The organism is Croceicoccus sp. Ery15, assembly GCF_020985305.1.
GTDB lineage: Bacteria > Pseudomonadota > Alphaproteobacteria > Sphingomonadales > Sphingomonadaceae > Croceicoccus.
This window is the reverse complement of sequence record NZ_CP087588.1, coordinates 2,333,066-2,351,131: the sequence shown is the minus strand read 5'-3', so window position 1 is coordinate 2,351,131 and position 18,066 is coordinate 2,333,066. Positions and strand designations below refer to the sequence as shown.

Sequence of the window (18,066 nt, the reverse complement as noted above, 5' to 3'; positions counted from 1 at the left end):
TGTCTGACGCATGCCATGCTGCGCGCGGAGGAGCCATGCGTCAAACCCCCGCGTTCAGCCATCGACGGGTCGATATCACTCGAGGTTCGGGCGCAGCCAGCGTTCGGCGGTGGCGATATCCACGCCGCGCCGCGCGGCATAATCCTCCAGCTGGTCGCGGCCGATGCGGGCAACGCCGAAATACTGGCTGTCGGGATGGCCGAAATAGAACCCCGATACGGCCGACGTCGGCCACATGGCGTTGGATTCGGTCAGCGTGATGCCCGCCTTCGCCTCGACATCCATCAGGTCCCACAGGACGGGTTTCAGCGAATGGTCGGGGCACGCCGGATAGCCCGGTGCGGGGCGGATGCCGCGATATTGTTCCTTGATCAGCGCCTCGTTCGTCAGCTGTTCTTGCGGCGCATAGGCCCAAAGCGTCGTGCGCACATGCTGGTGCAGGCGTTCGGCAAAAGCCTCGGCAAAGCGGTCGGCCAGTGCTTTCAGCATGATGTCCGAATAATCGTCATGCGCCGCCTTGAAGCGGGCGGAGTGATCGTCGATGCCGTGGATGCCGACCGCAAAACCGCCGATCCAGTCGCCCGCGGGATCGATGAAGTCGGACAGGCAGAAATTAGCGCGATCACGCGATTTCTTCACTTGCTGGCGCAGGAACGGGATGCGGGTTCCTTCATCGAGGACCACATCGTCACCATCGCGCTTGCAGGGCCAGAAATGGCACACGCCGCGTGCGGTAAACCATTGTTCCGATATGATTTGCTGCAACATTTTTTGCGCATCGTCATACAGGCTGCGCGCGCTTTCCCCGACCACCTCGTCGTCAAGGATCGCGGGGAAATTGCCCGCCAGTTCCCATGCGCGGAAAAAGGGCGTCCAGTCGAAATATTGCGCCAGATCGGCCAGATCCCAGCCATCGAACACATGGCCGCCGGGCTGCGTGGGAGCAGCGGGCTTGTCGTTCATATCCGCGGCGAAGCCATTGGCCCGCGCTTCGGCCAACGGCAGCAATGCACTTTGCCCCTTGCCGGCGCGGGCGATGCGCACCGCCTCGTAATCATTGGCCACATTCTCGACGAACGGATCGCGCTGCGTATCGCTGAGCAACTGCGAAGCCACGCCCACCGCGCGGCTGGCATCGAGCACGTGGATCACCGGCCCTTCATAGGCAGGATCGATTTTCAGCGCGGTATGCACCTTGCTGGTGGTCGCCCCGCCGATCAGCAGGGGGATCGCCATGTCGGCGCGGGCCATTTCCTCGGCCACGGTCACCATCTCGTCCAGCGAGGGAGTGATCAGGCCCGACAGGCCGATGATGTCGGCATCGTTCTCGTTCGCGGCCTTCAGAATATCGGGCCATGGCACCATCACGCCAAGGTCGATCACCTCATACCCGTTACATTGCAGCACGACGCCGACGATATTCTTGCCGATATCGTGCACATCGCCCTTTACCGTCGCCATGACGATGCGGCCCTTGGCTTTTGCGCCCGCGTCCTTCTCCGCCTCGATAAAGGGGATCAGATGGGCGACCGCCTTCTTCATCACGCGGGCCGATTTGACCACTTGCGGCAGGAACATCTTGCCGCTGCCGAACAGGTCGCCGACCACGTTCATGCCGTCCATCAGCGGGCCTTCGATCACCTCGATCGGCCTGCCGCCGCGCTGCTCGACGGCGGCGCGCATTTCCTCGGTATCGTCGACGATATGCGCGTCGATGCCCTTGACCAGCGCATGTTCCAGCCGCTTTTCAACCGCATAGCCGCGCCATTCGGCGGCCTGTTTCTCGGCTTCGGGGCTTTTGCCCTTGTACGATTCCGCCAGCGCGATCAGCCGCTCGGTCGCGGTTTCGAAACCGCTGTCGGTGGGAGGTTGGCGCATCAGGATCACATCCTCGCACGCGTCGCGCAGCACGGGATCGATCTGGTCGTAGACGTCCAGCTGGCCCGCATTGACGATGGCCATATCCAGCCCCGCCGGAATCGCGTGATAAAGGAACACCGAGTGCATCGCGCGGCGCACCGTTTCATTACCGCGGAAGCTGAACGACAGGTTCGACAGACCGCCGCTGAAATGCGCGTGCGGACAGCTCTTGTGCAGCACTTCCACTGCCTCGATAAAATCGAGGCCATAGCGGTCATGCTCCTCGATGCCCGTGGCGACAGCGAAGATATTGGGATCGAAGATGATGTCTTCGGGCGGGAAGCCGATGCCGGTGAGCAGCTTATAGGCGCGCTCGCAAATTTCGATCTTGCGCTGCTTGGTATCGGCCTGACCGGTTTCGTCGAACGCCATGACTACGACCGCCGCGCCATAATCCATGCATTTGCGCGCAGCATCAAGGAAGGCGTCCTCGCCCTCTTTCATGCTGATCGAATTGACGATGGGCTTGCCCGACACGCATTTCAGCCCCGCCTCGATCACTTCCCATTTCGAGGAATCGACCATGATCGGCACGCGTGCGATATCGGGCTCGGCCGCGATCAGTTTCAGGAAGGTCGTCATGGCAACGACCGCGTCGAGCAGCCCCTCGTCCATATTGACGTCGATGACCTGCGCGCCATTCTCCACCTGCTGGCGCGCGACTTCGACGGCGGCGGGATAATCGCCTGCCATGACAAGCTTCTTGAAGCGGGCGGAGCCCGTGACATTGGTGCGCTCACCGATATTGACGAAGCGGCTTGCCGCTGCGGCAAAGTCCTGTTCAGACATGATTATTCCTGTCGGGCCGTTCAGGCAGCCATGATAAAGGGTTCAAGGCCCGCAAGTCGCGTCTTGCGGGTCAGTTCGGGTATTGTGCGCGGGGCGATGCCTTCGACCGCCTTTGCCATGGCCGCAATATGCTGCGGCGTCGAACCGCAGCATCCGCCCAGCACATTGACGAGCCCGCGCTTTGCCCAGTCGAGCACGAAACCCGCGGTCGTGTCGGGCATTTCGTCATATTCGCCCAGCTCGTTCGGCAGGCCCGCATTGGGGTAATGCATCGTGCAGCAATCGGCGATCTGCGACAGCGCCGCCACATGGGGCGCAAGCTGCGTCGCGCCGAATGAACAGTTCAGCCCGACGGTCAGCGGGTTCGCATGGCGCACCGCATACCAGAACGCCTCGACCGTATGGCCCGACAAATTGCGGCCCGACAGATCGGTCAGCGTCATCGACAGCATGATCGGCACCTCGCGGCCCAGCGCCTGTTCCATCTGGCGCACTGCCATGATGCCCGCCTTGGCGTTCAGCGTGTCGAACACGGTTTCGATCAGGATGAAGTCCGCCCCGCCCTCGACCAAAGCCTCGCACTGGGCGCGGTAAACGTCTGTCAGATAATCGAAATCGATCTCGCGATAACCGGGATCGTTGACGTCGGGCGACAGCGAAAGCGTTTTGTTGGTCGGCCCGATCGCGCCTGCCACGAAACGGGGGCGACCGTCGCGGTCGGCAAACTCATCGGCCACGCGCCGCGCCAGCGCCGCACTTTCGCGGTTGATGTCCGCGACCAGCGCTTCCGCCGCGTAATCGGCCTGGCTGATCGTGTTGGCGCTGAACGTATTGGTCTCGGCAATATCGGCGCCCGCTTCGAAATAGGCGCGGTGGATCGATTCCGGCACATGCGGCGCTGTCAGGGCGAGGATGTCGTTATTGCCCTTCTGGTCCTTGGACAGGCCAAGGTCGCCCGCGTAGTCGGCTTCGACCAGACCTTTCGTCTGGATCTGGGTGCCGAACGCGCCATCGGTGATCAGGATGCGCTGCGCCGCCTGTTCAAGAAAGCGGGCGCGGGCCGCACTGGGGGTAATGCTCATGCTGCGTTCTCCTGAACTTTCGCCGCTTCCCTGGGCCGCATGCCCAGCAGATGGCATACGGCATAAGACAGTTCCGCGCGGTTGAGCGTGTAGAAATGGAAATCGCGAACCCCCTCGGCATAGAGCGAGCGGCACATTTCGGCCGCGATGGTCGCGGCGACCAGCTTGCGCGATTCGGGCCGGTTATCCAGCCCCTCGAACAGCTCTTCCATCCAGTCGGGGATGACCGCACCGCAAGCCTGCGCGAATTTGCGCGTCTGCGCCACGTTAGACACGGGCAGGATGCCGGGCAGGATCGGGGCCGTGATACCCGCTGCCGCCGCACGATCGCGGAAGGCCAGATATTTCTCGGGCGCGAAGAAGAATTGCGTGATCGCGCGGCTCGCCCCCGCGTCCAGCTTGCGCTTCAGATTGTCCAGATCGGCGTCGGCGCTCAACGCTTCGGGATGGGTTTCGGGATAGGCGGCGACCGATATGTCGAAGGGCGCGATATCCTTCAGCCCCGCGACCAGATCGGCGGCGCTGGCATAGCCATCGGGATGCGGCACGAATGTGTCGCCCATCGTCGGCGGATCGCCGCGCAGCGCGACAATGTGGCGCACGCCCGCTTCCCAATAGGCTTCGGCCACTTCGCGGATTTCGGCCTTGCTTGCCTCTACGCAGGTCAGATGCGCGGCGGTCGGCAGGCCGGTTTCGCGGATGATGCGCGCCACCATGTCGTGCGTGCGGTCGCGCGTGCTGCCGCCCGCGCCATAGGTGACCGACACGAATTGCGGCGCCAGCGGGGCCAGTGCGAGCACCGTTTCCCACAATTGCTGTTCCGATTTCTCGGTCTTGGGCGGGAAGAATTCGAACGAAACGTCGATATCGCCGGGAAGCGAGGCGAAAAGGGGCCTGCCGATAGGGGAAGCAGTGTCGGTCATGGGTTGGGTCGCACTTTCGCGTGGGAATTGCGGCGCGGGGCCGCGATGTGGGAAATCGGGGGTTGGCGCGTGCCGGTCCAGATGCGGACGGTCAGCTCCTCGCCCTGCAAGGACGCGGTATCGTCCAGCGCAAAGCCTGCGTCGGCCAGCAGCTTGTCCATCTGCGCATCGGTAAAGCCCAGCCGCGCATGGGCATCGCGTTCGCGCAATTCCTCATACGCATGGGCTTCGAAATCGACGATGGCGACACGCCCGCCGCTACGGGTGACGCGCGCCGCCTCTGCCAGTGCCAGTTCGGGCAATTGCGCATAATGCAGCACCTGATGGAACAGCACCGTATCGAAATCCGCATCGCCAAAGGGCAATTCGGTGAAATCGCCCTGCAGCAGCGTCAACCGTTCGGGGGGCAGATCCTGAAGCCGGGCGCGGGCGACGCGCAGCATGTCGTTGCTTTTGTCGATGGCGCTGACATGGCTGGCAAAGGGTGCGAAAAGTTCGGCGATGCGCCCCGTGCCGGTGCCGATGTCGAGCAAGCGGCCCAGCGGCGCGCCGTCGCCGTCGCCGGCGTCCAGTCCCAGCAGGTCCGCCAGCTTCGCCTCTACCACCGAATCGTCGCTGTGAAGCGAGCGCAACCGGTCCCACTCGTCGGCGTGGCGCGCGAAATAAAATTCGGCGCTGGCCTCGCGCGCGGTGCGAATCGCGGAAAGGCGGCGCATGTCTTCGGCGCAGAGCGCGGCGAAACCGGCGTCTTCTCCTTCCGCCGCAGCCAGCATCCGGTCTGCCGCGGCCAGCATGGGCGAAGCGCTGCCCGCCAGCCGCGTTTTCAGAAAGACCCAGCTGCCTTCCTTGCGCTTTTCAACCAGCCCCGCTTCGGTCAATATGCGGATATGGCGCGATATGCGCGGCTGGCTCTGGTCCAGCACTTCCGCCAGTTCGCCCACGGCCAGCTCCATGCGCGACAACAGCCGCAACAGGCGCAGGCGCGATGGATCGTCGATCGCGCGCAGCAGCTCTATCAAGGACGGGGCGGAGGTCATGGGGTACATATAAAGAAAGCTTTATATGTTTGCAACGATTGCCTGCCGCGCCGATGCACCCTAACTTCCCGTCCGCGCCCGATGGTGCATAAATGCCCGCGCCGGATGGCGCCCGTATGAGGGAGTTTCACCGTTATGAAGAAGATCATTGCCCGCGCCGCTTTTGTCGCCGCGCCTGCCCTGCTGCTTGCGGCTTGCGGTTCGACCGACGATGCCGACGCACCGGCAGAGGCGGATAATGTCGAAATGCCCGCTGCCGAAGTGATGGCGCAGCCCGGCATGGAAGAAGACGCCGCCGTCGATCCCGCCGCTGCCGATGTGGCCGACGAAACCGCACCCGCCGCGGTAACACCTGCCGCTCCGGTGGTCGACCCCACTGCCGAAGCCGCTGCCGATGCGGCCGACGATGCCGCTGCCGATCTGTCGGCCGCGATGGAAGGCGAATAATGCGCTTTCGCCCCGCTGCGCTGGTTGTGCTGTTCCCTTGGGGGCTGCTGGCCGGTTGCGGCGGGGCAATCGACGATCCTGCCCCCGCCGATGCGCAGGAACGACAGGTTCTAGACGATGCTGCCGAAATGCTGCCGCCAGCCGGCCTTGCCGCGCCGGAGCGTGCCGATGCTGCGCCCGCCCGCGAAACCTTTGCCCGGACCGATTGAAACGAACCGCCGCGCCAAGCGTTGATCCGGCAAAGAAGGAGATACGCTTTATGGCTTTGCTGAAACTCGCCGCTCTGGGTGCGCTGGGCTATGCCGGCTACCGCTATTACCAGTCGAAACACGATGCGCCTGCCGCCTTTGCCGGTGGCCAGCCGCGTGATGCCGATGCTTCGGATGAAGTGACCCCGATCCGCGATTCGGGCCCTGCCGCAATGCGCGACAAGCCGCGCCGGCAGTGGACCAATGTGGACGAGGCCAGCGACCAGAGCTTTCCGGCCAGCGACGCGCCCGCGACCTATTAAACCGTATCGTCAGGCGGGGCCACACGCTTCGCCTGACGGTCGACCAGCCAGACGCGGATCGCACTGGCGAGGCCCGGCGGGGTGTCGCTGGCGATCCGCTGTGCGTCGATCCGCGCCACCAGCGCGTTGATCGGCGCTTCTTCCTGTTCCGCCGCTTCCCTCAACATCGCCCAGAATAAAGGTTCGAGGCTGATTGAGGTCTTGTGGCCCGCGATTTCCACCGAACGCTTGACGGGAGGGTGATAGAGGGGCGCGTCGTCTGGCGGGGTCATGTTCCGCGATTAGCGCAATCGCGCTCTCGACGCAGCAGGAAACGGACGCTAACGGCTGCGGCCATGACTGCGCATAAGGAAGGCGATCCCACCACGCTCAGCCGGCTGTATGGCCGGTCGAAAGGCAAGGCGCTGCGCGCGTCGCAGCAGGATCTGGTCGATCGGCTGTTGCCGCAAATCGCCGTGCCCGAAGATGGGCCGATCGATTCTGCCACGCTGTTCGGCGATGCACCCGGCCAGGGGCGCCCGCTGCATTTCGAAATCGGCTTCGGCGGGGGCGAGCATATGGCCTATCGCGCCGATATGCTGCCCGATCACGGCTTCGTGGGGTGCGAGCCCTTTGTTAACGGTGTGGCGCAGGCGCTGACCCATATACGCGACGATGCGCTGGGCAATGTGCGCCTGCATATGGGCGATGCGCTGCAAGTGTTGTCGCGCGTGCCCGATGGCGCGCTGTCCTTCGCCTATCTGCTCCATCCCGATCCATGGCCCAAGGCGCGCCATGCCAAGCGGCGCATGATGAACGACGGCCCGGTCGAGATGATCGCCGCCAAGCTGAAACCGGGCGGCGAGTTCCGTTTCGGCACCGACCACCCGATCTATCTGCGCCACGCGCTGATGGTGATGCAGCGCCATACGGACAAGTTCGAATGGTTGGCCGAAACGCCCGCCGATTTCCTGACCCGCCCCGGCGGCTGGCCCGAAACGCGGTATGAGGCAAAGGCACGGCGGCTGGGCCACGAAGTCTGGTACTTTCGATTCAGGCGACGCTAGACTACGCTGATGTTGTAAAAACAACGACTTAGCCAAAAATATCTACGCCAGGATTGCCTCCAATTCGCCCCTTTTTCCGCTTGCGTGATTACCCGGTGATTGCCAGAAAAAGGCCACGAGGTATCGCATGGCAACAGGAAAAATCAGCAAGCGCACGGTCGATTCGCTCCCGGTTGGACCAAAGGAAAACTATCTTTGGGACACCGATCTCAAGGGCTTTGGCGTCAAGATTACAGCTGCTGGATCAATCAGTTACATAATCCAGTTCCGAATGGGCGGACGAGAAGCGAAGACCCGTCGTTTCACGATCGGATCACATGGATCGCCCTGGACACCGACTACTGCACGCTTGGAGGCTGAGCGATTGTTGGTGATTGTTGCGCAGGGCATTGATCCGGTTGATGCGGAAAAGCAGCGCCGACGGGAAGCTGTCGACCTCGCCTTCTCGAATTACGCTGACCTCTTCACCCGCTCCTGCAAACGCGAGGGATGGCGTCGCCTCGTGGAACGATCCATTCGCCTCTACCTCAAGCCCACATTCGGAATGAAGGCGCTGCCAGCGATTACGAAGATCGACGTCGTATCGGTTCTCGATCAGATGCCGCCCAAGCAGGTGGCAAACCGGCGAAATGTCTTTGCCGTTATGCGGCGCCTGTTTCGCTGGGCCGTGAGTCGCGGAGATATCGATCGCAGTCCGATGGAGGGCATGGAAACGCCGCCTCCGGTCAAGCCACGAGAGCGCTGGCTCAAGGATGGCGAACTCCGCCATATCTGGGACGCGGCACCGGAATGTCATCGATGCTTTGGTCCAATTGTCAGACTTCTGATCGTGACCGGACAGCGCCGTGAAGAAGTCTCCGGGATGCAATGGCAGGAGCTCAGTCGCAGCGAAAGATTGTGGACCCTGCCCGGATCTCGGACCAAGAACGGAGAACCAAACTCCATTCCGCTCAACGATCTTGCAATCGCCGAGCTCGACCGGGAGGCTCGCGGCGAGAAGTGGCCACGCAAAGGCCGCGTCTTTGCGACAGCTAGTGGGGCGGGCTTTACGGGATACGCCAAGGGGAAGGCGAAACTCGATGGCCTGATCGAGGAACGTCGCGAAGAGCCGCTCGAAGCCTGGCGCCTTCATGATCTACGACGAACCCTCGCAACGAACTTCCAGCGGCTTGGCGTTCGGTTTGAAGTCACCGAAGCCGTTCTCAACCATGTGGGCGGATCTCGCGCCGGAGTCGCCGGCATCTACCAGCGCCACGACTGGAAGGACGAAAAGCGCCAGGCGCTCGATGCCTGGAATGACCACCTCGCGACGGTTCTGTCCGAGAGTGGGGAGACGACCTAAAATATTGGCGAGGGCTAGGGCGTCTGCTGGTTCAAACGTCCGACAAGAGCGGGTACCAGATCCTCAATGTGTTGATGATATGCGCGTACCGCTCGGTTTGAGCCATCGAACCCTTGCTGCGCTTTTCGCTCAATTTGCTCAAGGGCATGCGGCGCGCCAGGCCAAATCACCGGCTCGAGTTCACGTAGCGGATGGAGTCTGTCGCTAATGCGTTCGACCAAATGTACGCGAAACCGATTGCCTGAGCTTGCCGCGATGTCTCTGAAGGCGCGCGCCAATCGGTCGGCATAAGCACCTCGCGTGTCGTTTGATCCTTCGTTGATTGTCAGTGATTTGTGATCGTTGTCGGGAGCCTGCTCCAAAAGCAGGGCGTTGACTTGCAGAATGTCGCGCAAGGCCTGTTCGGTAAGCAGCGGTACGCGAAATCCTTCGCCGGGCGTGAGGTCGACCAGCCCTTCACCGACAAGCTGGTTCAGGCTGTCTCTTACCGGCGTCATGCTCACTCCGAAATCGTCAGCGAGTCGCATCGCCTCAAGCTTCGTACCGGCCCGGAAGCGCCCTTCCAGCAATGCATCTTTCAACCGCCTGTACGTAGGCTCGAGGACGTGAGCGGGACTCATCGTCCGCCGCGGCGCGTCTTGGCGAACTCACGAACCGCTTCTTTCTGGTCGGGGCGCAGACTATCGGTTGCCTGAGGGAATTCGGGCACCTTGTCGCTCAGCAAAACCGACGGGCATTGCCCTTCGAAATTACCCAGGTTCGGACGGTGCTGCACATATCCGGCGAGCTCGGCGAGTTCGGGAGAGAACTCTTTTGCTACTGCTGGTGGATAGGCCAGCCAGAGATTCTCGTAGGGTTTGAGCCAGCCGAGACTGTAGCCGATTACGACACCGCGGCGGACATCCTCGGTCTGGTTTGGTCCCGCTCCATGGACGGTGGAGCCGAGAAAGCAGATCGCATCGCCGGGCTTGCAAACAGCTACTATGGGATCGTCGAGACTTTCGAGATTGTCGACAGGCTTCCTGTGCGTCCCGGGGTAGATGCGTGTCGCGCCATTGAGGCGAGTAAATTCGGTCAGCGGCCAGATGACGTTGAGAAGATATTCGTGATCGCCCTTGCGGCCTGCCCACATATCCTGATCGCAATGCGGAAACTGTTCTATCTCGCCGGGATGGATCGCGATCGCCTGGGCGACATTGAGCTGTATCCGGTCGCAGGCGCTGCCGAGAATTGCGCGGGCGAGCGATAGGACTAGCGGCTGCAGGACTAGATCGCCTGCGACCTGCGACCGGCGAAGCAGGCTTCCAAACCGTTTGGTCCGATGGCCATAGAAGTCTCCCTTGCCGAGGGGCGCCTGCGCAAATGCACCTTCCAGGTCGGCATCGAGTGCGGCGATCTGTTGCTCGGCGACAAGCTGCGGAATGATGCAATAGCCATCCTCTTGCAGCTGATCGAGCCAATGCGCCTCCCTCGGCCCAGTCATGCTGCCAGCTCCATGCCGCCATAGGCTTCCGGCTTAGGATTGCGGCAGTAGATCCCTGCGTTGGCGAGTTGCGCGCGTGTATCTTGGTCGATGTCGATCCGAAGAGCGACAAGCTGCTGCCCATCGATAGAAACGCACGGTCCAAGCTGCTGGCAGCGCCAGCCGAACTGGGCGATCTGACGGAACCAGGGCACTGGGGCGACCGCCGAATAACCAGAGATCCCTTCCGATATTGCAAAATCGGCGAGTGCGGAGACGAGCTGGTTGCGGACACTCCGGCGATCAGCGCGCGGCAACGTGGGATCGATACAGAATCGGGTAATCTCGCGAAATGCCTCATCCTGCGGAACAGGTCCGGTGCACAGCTGCGGAAAGAGATCGCGTAAGATATGAGGTCCATCAGAACGCAGGAGCCGGGCCGATGCGCGATGCTCGCACTTTTCGCCGGTGAGGACGAGATAGGCGGCCGAGGGCGTATCGAACTGGTCGATTTCAAAGGTCCCGTCGAGCACCGGAACGTCCCACCCAAGAAGATCCACGAACACGCGCTTGCGCGCCTCGAACATGGCGCGAAGTGCCGGATCGACCAAGTTTGCACCATTTATACCGCTGCTTTGCTGCATGAAGATTACCTGTGAACTTGATGACTGCTCGCATCTCATCAAATCCGGATAGGCAGCGACATACCAAGAACTGGGGAGGGCCACATCTGGCGCTCTACAGGGGAGAGTTTACTGGCCATCCCACCTTTGCGATGAGCGTCAGCGTTTGAAAATCATCAAGATACGACAGGTATCTTATCGGTCCGATTCTGTTCATCCTGGGAAGGTCACAAGCTGGCTATGAATGCAAAAGTCATCACGAACTTCCAGCTTGGCAGCCGCGAATCCTCTTCGGCGCCTGATGTCTTGCCCCTCGCTACAGAGCATGCGCTGCAATCCGCCGGAGCTGCTTTCCATGCGCTCGCCGACACCATGCCGCAGATGGTATGGTCGACTCTTCCCGACGGCTCCCACGATTATTACAATGCGCGCTGGTATGAATTCACGGGTGTCCCTGTCGGATCAACCGACGGCGAAGGATGGGCCGGGATGTTCCATGAGGATGACCAGGCCGACACATGGAAGAAATGGAACCACAGCCTCGCTACCGGCGAACCGTACGAGGTTGAATATCGCCTGAGGCATCACAGCGGCGATTATCGCTGGATGATCGGTCGTGCGCTGCCGATCCTCAACGAGGAGGGTGAGATCCAGCGCTGGATCGGCACTTGTACGGATATCGACGAGCAGAAGCGCACCGCCCTCCAAAACGAAATCCTGAGTCAAGAGCTCAGCCATCGCATCAAGAACATCTTCGCGATTGTTTCCGGTTTGATCAGCCTGACAGCGCGCGCAAATGAAGCGTTCGGTGAAGCGTCGCGCGACCTGCTGGGCCGGATTTCCGCGCTGGGGCGCGCGCACGAATTCGTCCGGCCCCACAGCGAAAAGTCCCAGCCCGAGGGCAAGGAAGTGACCCTCGCCACGCTGCTTGCGACGATCTTCGAGACCTATCCTGCCTTTTCCGAAAGAAGGATTGCTATTTCCGGCCCCGATATCGCGGTCGAAAGCCGCGCCGCCACGCCGGTTGCATTGGTGTTCCACGAGCTGGCTACCAACGCGATGAAGTACGGAGCTCTGTCCAATCCCGAGGGAAGGATTTCGCTGGACCTTTCAACCGAGGACGAGATGGTCCGCTTCCGCTGGAGGGAACACGGAGCTCACATCGACAAGGCGAGTGAGCCTCAAACGGGTTTCGGAAGTCGCCTCATCGAGTTGGCCGTGAAGCAACAGCTAGGAGGCAATTACGAGAGAACCTGGCATGACGATGGCGTTGAACTCGTCATGGATGTCCGAAAAAGCAGGTTGCAGGAGCCTAGTTAAAGAAGAGCCTAAGACGGGCTGGCGGATCGATTTTTTCGCCCTTCCGGACCGCAATGACATAGTCGAGAACCTGCTTGAGAATGCTAAGATCGACCGGTTTTTCCAGCGCGCCCAGCGTTCCGCTCACCCCTTCGCCGAGTTGTGCGGGATTGGCGGTTACGAAAATAACCTCGATCCCGAAATCCGCAGCAAGCTTCTCGCCGATCCTCGGACCAGTGGCTCCATCGGCCAGATTGACATCGACGAGCGCCACATCGATCGCGTCTGAAGCCTTTGCCAATGCCGATTGCATGTCGTCGGCTATGCCTGCGGATTCATGACCGAGATCGTGAACCACCGCCTCCATTTCGACAGCTATGAGGAATTCGTCTTCGACAATCAGAATGGTGGTCGGCATGGAAGGCTATCAAAAGTTAAATGACAAGGCTCTGTAGTGAGGGGACGGACAGGGCGCATATTCGTTCCCTCGCCTCGTCGCATCCGGCTTCGATCGAAATAGCTTCAAGACGCGCACCCGTTCCGACGGCATTGCGTCACTATCGGGCGCCAGGACCACGACCAAAGAGCGTATCTATGATGGGGCATTCCGGAACATCACCGCCTTCGCAGCGGGCTGATACATCGGCTAGCGTGCGCTCCAACCTAGTCAAATCAGCAATTTTAGCTCGCACGCTGGCCAGATGGTTATTGGTCAGATCCCGAACCTCGCCGCAGCTGTAGGGGTGCGAATCAACGAGGCTGAGCAGGCTTTTGAGCTCCTCGATCGAAAAACCCAGATCGCGGCCGCGCAAGATAAAGCCGAGCCGCGCCTGGTCGCCGGGTGGATAGAGCCTGTGCCCGCTTGCCGTACGCTCGGGAGGCTGAAGCAGACCGATGTTCTCGTAGTAGCGGATTGTCTCAAGGTTGCAGCCCGACCGTCTGGCCAGTTCTCCCCGTTTGATCACTTGCGATGCTGTCATGAGCCATATGCCAATTAGTGCTTGAACCTGTAGTTACTACAGGGAGTACATTGGTTTCCATGGTCGATCAAATGCACAAGAACGCGCAGCGCTTATGGGCGAGCGGCGGGACGCTCGGCGCGATACTCGCCTCGTCCTGCTGTATTGCCCCGCTGTTATTGCTGAGCCTTGGCATCAGCGGCGCGTGGATCGGCAATCTCACTGCGCTCGAACCGTACAAATGGGTATTTATCGCCATTGCGGTTGTCTTTTTGGCCCTTGGATTCCGGCACGTCTATTTTCGGCAAGCCGAACCTTGCGAATACGGAACATATTGCGCGCGGCCCGGAGCAAACCTGCTCGTCAAAAGCTCCCTGTGGCTGGCGACCGTATTGGTCGCTGCCTCGTCCACGGTCGAGTGGTGGGCGCCGCAATTCTACTAGGAGTTCGAAAGATGAAGAAGACGATGATCGTCGCAGTTGCGATACTGGGACTGGCCGGAGCGGGTATCTGGGCAGCGACCTTGTTTCCGCCAAACTCCGACGAACGGGTTCAACAAAATTCCGCGCATCTGCAATCGGCAAGTTTTGCGGTCGAGAATATGACCTGCGCGACCTGCCCGATAACGGTTCGGCGCGCGATGGAAGGCGTGGCAGGCGTGCACGAGGTGACTATCGATTACGAGACCAGGACGGCGACTGCGCAGTTCGATCCTGAGCGAACAACCACAAGCGCGATCGCCGCGGCGTCGACCGAGGCCGGATATCCGGCGATCCTTTCAGAGAGCGCGCTATGATCAAACTGAAGTCCGAGATCACATGCCCTACTTGCGGGTACAAAAAGCTCGAAAGAATGCCGACGGATGCCTGCTGGTTTTTCTACGATTGCAATGGTTGCGGTGTGAAACTCCGCCCCAATGCGGGCGATTGCTGTGTCTTCTGCTCATTCGGCACCATCCCCTGCCCGCCGATCCAGGAAACGCGTGCCGATCGCAAGGGCGCCACATGTTGCGGAGGGCGGTGAGATGAGTACGCGAAACTTCGATCTTATAGTGCTGGGTGTTGGTATGGCGGCCGTAAATGCCGCCAACAAATGCGCCTCAGCCGGTTGGTCGGTCGCGGTGGTCGACGAACTGCCTTATGGCGGCACCTGCGCCCTGCGCGGCTGCGATCCGAAGAAAATGCTCCGCCGCGGGGCGGAAATCATCGACGCAGCGCGGCTCATGCACGGCAAGGGCATCGAACCGAACGACATCGCCATCAACTGGCCCGATCTGGTCGCCTTCACGCAGACGTTCACCGACAAAATGCCCGGTCGGATCGAAAACGGTCTGGAGAGCAACGGCGTCACTACCCTTCACGGGAAAGCGCGCTTCGTCGGCGAAGATACCGTCGAAATCGACGGCGAGGGGCAGTTTCAGGCAAACCATTTCCTGATCGCAACGGGTGCCAAGCCGCGGACGATAGATGTTCCCGGCTCCGAACACCTTACCGACAGCACCGAGTTCATGCGGCTCGATGCGCTGCCCGAACGCATCCTGTTCATCGGCGGCGGCTTCATCTCGTTCGAGTTTGGCCATATCGCAGCACGCGCGGGCAGCAAGGTGTGCATCATCGACCGTGGCGAGAGACCGCTCAAGGGTTTCGATGCCGATCTTGTCGAAAGACTCGTTGCGCGGGGCGAGGAAGTCGGCGTCCAACTGCGACGACGCACGTCACTCAAAGCGATCGAGAAGGACGGGACGGGTTTTCTTGTCACGGTAGAAACTGACAGCGGCACGAAAGATTTGCGCGCCGATCTCGTCGTCCACGGCGCGGGCCGCGTCCCGGCAATTGGCCGGCTTGACCTGGCCGCAGCCAATGTCGAGGCAGGTGACAAGGGCGTTGAGGTCAACGCCTACCTGCAAAGCACCTCCAACCCCAAGATCTATGCTGCCGGCGACGCGGCCGACACGCAAGGCGCGCCGCTTACGCCTGTCGCAGTTTTCGAGGGCAAGGTAGCTGCGTCCAATATGCTCAACGGCAATCGGACAAAGCCGGATTATGCAGGCGTACCGAGCGCTGTATTTACGGTACCAGAGCTCAGCCGTGTTGGCATGCTCGAAGAGGAAGCACGAGAGGCCAGACATGATATCCGCGTCGTCGAAAATGACACCGGCGACTGGTATTCCAACCTTCGCGTTGGCGAAAGCTGCGCTGCAACCAAGGTCATAATTGAGAACGGCGGTGCAAAATTAGACCACGGTAGCGGCGGCGAAGTGCTGCTGCGGGCGGCGTAAAAGTCGTCCACTTTTTCCCTTTTCGCGATGCTGGCGAGGAGGGATGAGGGATTTACACCGTGGAACTTTACCTGAAGGTTCGTCTTGCCTGCGCGGGCGGCATGAGCGCCCGGGCGGCAGCGAAGCATTTCAACATATCGCGCGACACGGTCCGCAAGATGCTGTCGTATTCCGAGCCGCCCGGTTACCGTCGCAGCGCCCCGGTGCGGCGACCGAAGCTGGAAGCGTTCATACCGATCATCGACGGCTGGCTGGATGGGGACCGGTCGGTCCCGCGCAAGCAGCGCCATACGGCGAAGCGTGTGTTCGATCGCCTTCGCGAAGAGCATGGCTTCACCGGAGGCTACACGATCATCAAGGATTACATCCGGGATCGGGATCAGCGCAGCCGGGAGATGTTCGTGCCGCTGGCACACGCACCCGGCCATGGGCAGGCAGATTTTGGAGAAGCTCTGGTCGAGATCGGCGGGGTGGAGCAGAAGGCGCACTTCTTCGTGCTCGATCTGCCGCACAGCGACGCCTGCTACGTACGCGCCTATCCGGCTGCCGTTGCCGAGGCCTGGATGGACGGCCATGTCCACGCCTTTGCGTTCTTCGGCGCGGTGCCGCTGTCGATCGTCTACGACAACGACCGCTGCCTGGTCTCGAAGATCCTGCCTGACGGGACGCGGCTGCGCGCGAGGCTGTTCAGCGCCTTCCTGTCGCACTACCTGATCCGTGATCGTTACGGCCGCCCCGGCAAGGGTAACGATAAGGGCGGCGTTGAAGGCCTTGTCGGCTATTGCCGGCGCAACTTCATGGTGCCGATCCCCCGGTTCCCGACATGGGAGGCGTTCAACCTGTGGCTCGAGGAGCAATGCCGCAAACGGCAGAACGACCGGCTGCGGGGCGAGAGTGAGACGATTGGCGAGAGGCTGCGGCGCGATCTGGCGGCGATGCAGGAACTGCCGGCTTCCCCCTTCGAGGCCTGTGACCAGACCAGCGGCCAGGTCTCATCGCAGGCGCTGGTGCGTTACCGGACCAACGATTACTCGGTGCCGGTGCGCTTCGGCCACCAGGAGGTGTGGATCAGGGGCTATGTCGACGAGGTGGTGATCGGTTGCCGGGGCGAGATCATTGCCCGCCATGTGCGCAGCTACGAGCGCGAGGATGTGATCTTCGATCCGATCCATTACCTTCCCCTGATCGAACAGAAGATCAATGCCCTCGATCAGGCCGCACCATTGCAGGGCTGGGACCTGCCCGAGGTATTTACAACGCTGCGCCGGCTGATGGAGACGCGCATGGGCAAGCATGGCCGGCGCGAATATGTGCAGGTACTGCGCCTGCTGGAGAGCTTCGCTCTGGCCGATCTGCATGGCGCGGTGAAGCAGGCCCTTGATATGGGCGCGATCGGCTTCGATGCGGTGAAGCATCTCCTGTTATGCCGGGTGGAGCGCCGCCCGCCCCGACTGGACATGGCGATCTATCCCTACCTGCCCAGGGCCAGAGTGGAGACAACATCGGCGCGCTCGTACATGCGGCTGTTGACCGGCGGAGCAGCGGCATGAGCAGCCAAGCTCCCGAACTGCTGCTCGCCAGCCACCTCAAGACGCTCAAGCTGCCAACCTTCCTGCGCGAGCATGACAAGCTGGCCCGGCAATGCGCAGCAGAGGGCGTAGATCATGTCCGCTACCTTGCTCGGCTTGTCGAACTGGAACTGATCGACCGGGAACGCCGGATGGTCGAGCGCCGGATCAAGGCCGCGCGGTTCCCGGCCGCCAAGAGCCTCGACAGCTTCGACTTTGCCGCCATTCCGAAGCTCAACAAGATGCAGGTGCTCGAACTGGCGCGTTGTGACTGGATTACCCGTCGCGAGAACGTCATCGCCCTTGGCCCGTCGGGGACCGGCAAGACCCATGTCGCGATCGGTCTTGGCCTGGCGGCCTGCCAGAAGGGCCTGACGGTCGGGTTCATCACTGCTTCCGCGCTGGTCAGCGAGATGATGGAGGCACGCGACGAACGCCGCCTACTGCGCTTACACAAGCAGATGACCGGCTATAAGCTTCTCATCATCGATGAGCTGGGGTTCGTGCCCCTCTCCAAAACCGGCGCGGAACTGCTGTTCGAGCTGATCTCACAGCGCTACGAACGCGGCTCGACGCTGATCACCAGCAACCTGCCGTTCGACGAATGGACCGAGACGTTCGGTTCCGAGCGCCTGACAGGCGCGCTCCTCGACCGGCTCACCCACCACGTCAGCATCCTCGAGATGAACGGCGAGAGCTATCGCCTGGCCCAGAGCCAGGCACGCAAAGCACGTCCCAACCCCTGACAGAAACGGCAATCCGGGTGTTGGCGACCCCCGC

At 61.4% G+C, this 18,066-nt stretch carries 22 protein-coding genes; 12 read left to right on the top strand and 10 right to left on the bottom strand.

All coding sequences use genetic code 11. The features are described 5' to 3' along the window. Positions 1-75: 75 nt before the first annotated feature. Genes metH through LOZ77_RS11405 form a run of 4 tightly spaced genes read right to left on the bottom strand, consistent with a single transcriptional unit; the run spans position 76 to position 5,751 of the window. Positions 76-2,709 (bottom strand): methionine synthase, encoded by a 2,634-nt coding sequence (gene metH, locus LOZ77_RS11420; RefSeq protein WP_230279213.1) that lies wholly within the window; start codon positions 2,707-2,709, stop codon positions 76-78. A gap of 20 nt (positions 2,710-2,729) precedes the next feature. Next, positions 2,730-3,791, bottom strand: coding sequence for a homocysteine S-methyltransferase family protein (locus tag LOZ77_RS11415; RefSeq protein WP_230279212.1), 1,062 nt, complete (start codon positions 3,789-3,791; stop codon positions 2,730-2,732). Continuing rightward, positions 3,788-4,714 carry a methylenetetrahydrofolate reductase gene (gene metF / locus LOZ77_RS11410; RefSeq protein WP_230279211.1) on the bottom strand — a complete coding sequence of 309 codons (927 nt, stop codon included), beginning with the start codon at positions 4,712-4,714 and terminating at the stop codon, positions 3,788-3,790. Before metF ends, LOZ77_RS11415 begins: the two co-directional genes overlap by 4 nt. Continuing rightward, positions 4,711-5,751: a metalloregulator ArsR/SmtB family transcription factor gene (locus tag LOZ77_RS11405; RefSeq protein ID WP_230279210.1), complete on the bottom strand. Its 1,041-nt coding sequence runs from the start codon at positions 5,749-5,751 to the stop codon at positions 4,711-4,713. Before LOZ77_RS11405 ends, metF begins: the two co-directional genes overlap by 4 nt. Positions 5,752-5,886: 135 nt before the next feature. Here LOZ77_RS11405 and LOZ77_RS11400 point away from each other — a divergent pair, with 135 nt between their 5' ends. The 3 genes from LOZ77_RS11400 to LOZ77_RS11390 are packed head-to-tail and all read left to right on the top strand — an operon-like array spanning position 5,887 to position 6,709. Next, positions 5,887-6,198: a hypothetical protein gene (locus tag LOZ77_RS11400; protein ID WP_230279209.1), complete on the top strand. Its 312-nt coding sequence runs from the start codon at positions 5,887-5,889 to the stop codon at positions 6,196-6,198. Further along, on the top strand, positions 6,198-6,407 hold the full coding sequence (locus LOZ77_RS11395; protein WP_230279208.1) for a hypothetical protein: 210 nt from the start codon (positions 6,198-6,200) through the stop codon (positions 6,405-6,407). Before LOZ77_RS11400 ends, LOZ77_RS11395 begins: the two co-directional genes overlap by 1 nt. Positions 6,408-6,457: 50 nt before the next feature. Beyond that, entirely contained in the window at positions 6,458-6,709 is a 252-nt protein-coding gene (locus LOZ77_RS11390; protein WP_230279207.1) for a hypothetical protein, read from the top strand. Here LOZ77_RS11390 and LOZ77_RS11385 read toward each other — a convergent pair. Beyond that, on the bottom strand, positions 6,706-6,981 hold the full coding sequence (locus LOZ77_RS11385; RefSeq protein WP_230279206.1) for a ribbon-helix-helix domain-containing protein: 276 nt from the start codon (positions 6,979-6,981) through the stop codon (positions 6,706-6,708). The genes LOZ77_RS11390 and LOZ77_RS11385 overlap by 4 nt on opposite strands. Positions 6,982-7,044: 63 nt before the next feature. Between LOZ77_RS11385 and LOZ77_RS11380 the strand changes: the two genes are divergently transcribed. Both LOZ77_RS11380 and LOZ77_RS11375 read left to right on the top strand, forming a co-directional pair. Then, a complete protein-coding gene (locus LOZ77_RS11380) occupies positions 7,045-7,755 on the top strand; it encodes a tRNA (guanosine(46)-N(7))-methyltransferase TrmB (RefSeq protein WP_230279205.1) in 711 nt (236 codons plus the stop codon). 127 nt (positions 7,756-7,882) lie between these two features. Beyond that, positions 7,883-9,097, top strand: coding sequence for a site-specific integrase (locus LOZ77_RS11375; RefSeq protein ID WP_230279204.1), 1,215 nt, complete (start codon positions 7,883-7,885; stop codon positions 9,095-9,097). 14 nt (positions 9,098-9,111) lie between these two features. Here LOZ77_RS11375 and LOZ77_RS11370 read toward each other — a convergent pair whose 3' ends face one another. From LOZ77_RS11370 to LOZ77_RS11360, 3 genes are read right to left on the bottom strand one after another with little or no spacing between them, the layout of a single operon-like run. Continuing rightward, positions 9,112-9,678 carry a GntR family transcriptional regulator gene (locus LOZ77_RS11370; protein WP_230279203.1) on the bottom strand — a complete coding sequence of 189 codons (567 nt, stop codon included), beginning with the start codon at positions 9,676-9,678 and terminating at the stop codon, positions 9,112-9,114. 35 nt (positions 9,679-9,713) lie between these two features. Continuing rightward, positions 9,714-10,580, bottom strand: a complete 867-nt coding sequence (locus LOZ77_RS11365; protein WP_010239387.1) for a phytanoyl-CoA dioxygenase family protein — start codon at positions 10,578-10,580, stop codon at positions 9,714-9,716. After that, positions 10,577-11,203 carry an acyl-homoserine-lactone synthase gene (locus LOZ77_RS11360; protein WP_050775909.1) on the bottom strand — a complete coding sequence of 209 codons (627 nt, stop codon included), beginning with the start codon at positions 11,201-11,203 and terminating at the stop codon, positions 10,577-10,579. The genes LOZ77_RS11365 and LOZ77_RS11360 overlap by 4 nt, the downstream gene beginning before the upstream one ends. A 219-nt stretch (positions 11,204-11,422) precedes the next feature. Between LOZ77_RS11360 and LOZ77_RS11355 the strand changes: the two genes are divergently transcribed. Continuing rightward, positions 11,423-12,502: a sensor histidine kinase gene (locus tag LOZ77_RS11355; protein ID WP_054522828.1), complete on the top strand. Its 1,080-nt coding sequence runs from the start codon at positions 11,423-11,425 to the stop codon at positions 12,500-12,502. Here LOZ77_RS11355 and LOZ77_RS11350 read toward each other — a convergent pair. Beyond that, positions 12,495-12,899, bottom strand: a complete 405-nt coding sequence (locus LOZ77_RS11350) for a response regulator (RefSeq protein ID WP_010240358.1) — start codon at positions 12,897-12,899, stop codon at positions 12,495-12,497. The genes LOZ77_RS11355 and LOZ77_RS11350 overlap by 8 nt on opposite strands. A gap of 139 nt (positions 12,900-13,038) precedes the next feature. Further along, positions 13,039-13,461, bottom strand: coding sequence for a helix-turn-helix domain-containing protein (locus tag LOZ77_RS11345; protein WP_010240361.1), 423 nt, complete (start codon positions 13,459-13,461; stop codon positions 13,039-13,041). Between the two features lie 59 nt (positions 13,462-13,520). On the opposite strand from LOZ77_RS11345, the gene LOZ77_RS11340 reads away from it, so the two are divergent. The 6 genes from LOZ77_RS11340 to istB are packed head-to-tail and all read left to right on the top strand — an operon-like array spanning position 13,521 to position 18,032. Further along, positions 13,521-13,883: a mercuric transporter MerT family protein gene (locus tag LOZ77_RS11340; RefSeq protein WP_230281853.1), complete on the top strand. Its 363-nt coding sequence runs from the start codon at positions 13,521-13,523 to the stop codon at positions 13,881-13,883. Positions 13,884-13,894: 11 nt separating this feature from the next. Continuing rightward, positions 13,895-14,236 carry a heavy-metal-associated domain-containing protein gene (locus tag LOZ77_RS11335; protein ID WP_047819462.1) on the top strand — a complete coding sequence of 114 codons (342 nt, stop codon included), beginning with the start codon at positions 13,895-13,897 and terminating at the stop codon, positions 14,234-14,236. Beyond that, positions 14,233-14,463: a GDCCVxC domain-containing (seleno)protein gene (locus LOZ77_RS17885; protein ID WP_082134709.1), complete on the top strand. Its 231-nt coding sequence runs from the start codon at positions 14,233-14,235 to the stop codon at positions 14,461-14,463. The genes LOZ77_RS11335 and LOZ77_RS17885 overlap by 4 nt, the downstream gene beginning before the upstream one ends. Beyond that, on the top strand, positions 14,357-15,718 hold the full coding sequence (locus tag LOZ77_RS11330) for an NAD(P)/FAD-dependent oxidoreductase (protein WP_370638001.1): 1,362 nt from the start codon (positions 14,357-14,359) through the stop codon (positions 15,716-15,718). Before LOZ77_RS17885 ends, LOZ77_RS11330 begins: the two co-directional genes overlap by 107 nt. 59 nt (positions 15,719-15,777) lie before the next feature. Continuing rightward, positions 15,778-17,268: an IS21 family transposase gene (istA, locus tag LOZ77_RS11325; protein ID WP_081261070.1), complete on the top strand. Its 1,491-nt coding sequence runs from the start codon at positions 15,778-15,780 to the stop codon at positions 17,266-17,268. After that, positions 17,265-18,032: an IS21-like element helper ATPase IstB gene (gene istB, locus LOZ77_RS11320; protein ID WP_048578302.1), complete on the top strand. Its 768-nt coding sequence runs from the start codon at positions 17,265-17,267 to the stop codon at positions 18,030-18,032. Before istA ends, istB begins: the two co-directional genes overlap by 4 nt. Positions 18,033-18,066 lie beyond the last annotated feature (34 nt).

Bases quoted from the DNA above. Each gene is read 5' to 3' on its own strand.
- metH (WP_230279213.1), bottom strand. From the start codon at position 2,709: ATGTCTGAACAGGACTTTGCCGCAGCGGCAAGCCGCTTCGTCAATATC.
- LOZ77_RS11415 (WP_230279212.1), bottom strand. From the start codon at position 3,791: ATGAGCATTACCCCCAGTGCGGCCCGCGCCCGCTTTCTTGAACAGGCG.
- metF (WP_230279211.1), bottom strand. From the start codon at position 4,714: ATGACCGACACTGCTTCCCCTATCGGCAGGCCCCTTTTCGCCTCGCTT.
- LOZ77_RS11405 (WP_230279210.1), bottom strand. From the start codon at position 5,751: ATGACCTCCGCCCCGTCCTTGATAGAGCTGCTGCGCGCGATCGACGAT.
- LOZ77_RS11400 (WP_230279209.1), top strand. From the start codon at position 5,887: ATGAAGAAGATCATTGCCCGCGCCGCTTTTGTCGCCGCGCCTGCCCTG.
- LOZ77_RS11395 (WP_230279208.1), top strand. From the start codon at position 6,198: ATGCGCTTTCGCCCCGCTGCGCTGGTTGTGCTGTTCCCTTGGGGGCTG.
- LOZ77_RS11390 (WP_230279207.1), top strand. From the start codon at position 6,458: ATGGCTTTGCTGAAACTCGCCGCTCTGGGTGCGCTGGGCTATGCCGGC.
- LOZ77_RS11385 (WP_230279206.1), bottom strand. From the start codon at position 6,981: ATGACCCCGCCAGACGACGCGCCCCTCTATCACCCTCCCGTCAAGCGT.
- LOZ77_RS11380 (WP_230279205.1), top strand. From the start codon at position 7,045: ATGACTGCGCATAAGGAAGGCGATCCCACCACGCTCAGCCGGCTGTAT.
- LOZ77_RS11375 (WP_230279204.1), top strand. From the start codon at position 7,883: ATGGCAACAGGAAAAATCAGCAAGCGCACGGTCGATTCGCTCCCGGTT.
- LOZ77_RS11365 (WP_010239387.1), bottom strand. From the start codon at position 10,580: ATGACTGGGCCGAGGGAGGCGCATTGGCTCGATCAGCTGCAAGAGGAT.
- LOZ77_RS11360 (WP_050775909.1), bottom strand. From the start codon at position 11,203: ATGCAGCAAAGCAGCGGTATAAATGGTGCAAACTTGGTCGATCCGGCA.
- LOZ77_RS11355 (WP_054522828.1), top strand. From the start codon at position 11,423: ATGAATGCAAAAGTCATCACGAACTTCCAGCTTGGCAGCCGCGAATCC.
- LOZ77_RS11350 (WP_010240358.1), bottom strand. From the start codon at position 12,899: ATGCCGACCACCATTCTGATTGTCGAAGACGAATTCCTCATAGCTGTC.
- LOZ77_RS11345 (WP_010240361.1), bottom strand. From the start codon at position 13,461: ATGACAGCATCGCAAGTGATCAAACGGGGAGAACTGGCCAGACGGTCG.
- LOZ77_RS11340 (WP_230281853.1), top strand. From the start codon at position 13,521: ATGGTCGATCAAATGCACAAGAACGCGCAGCGCTTATGGGCGAGCGGC.
- LOZ77_RS11335 (WP_047819462.1), top strand. From the start codon at position 13,895: ATGAAGAAGACGATGATCGTCGCAGTTGCGATACTGGGACTGGCCGGA.
- LOZ77_RS17885 (WP_082134709.1), top strand. From the start codon at position 14,233: ATGATCAAACTGAAGTCCGAGATCACATGCCCTACTTGCGGGTACAAA.
- LOZ77_RS11330 (WP_370638001.1), top strand. From the start codon at position 14,357: ATGCGGGCGATTGCTGTGTCTTCTGCTCATTCGGCACCATCCCCTGCC.
- istB (WP_048578302.1), top strand. From the start codon at position 17,265: ATGAGCAGCCAAGCTCCCGAACTGCTGCTCGCCAGCCACCTCAAGACG.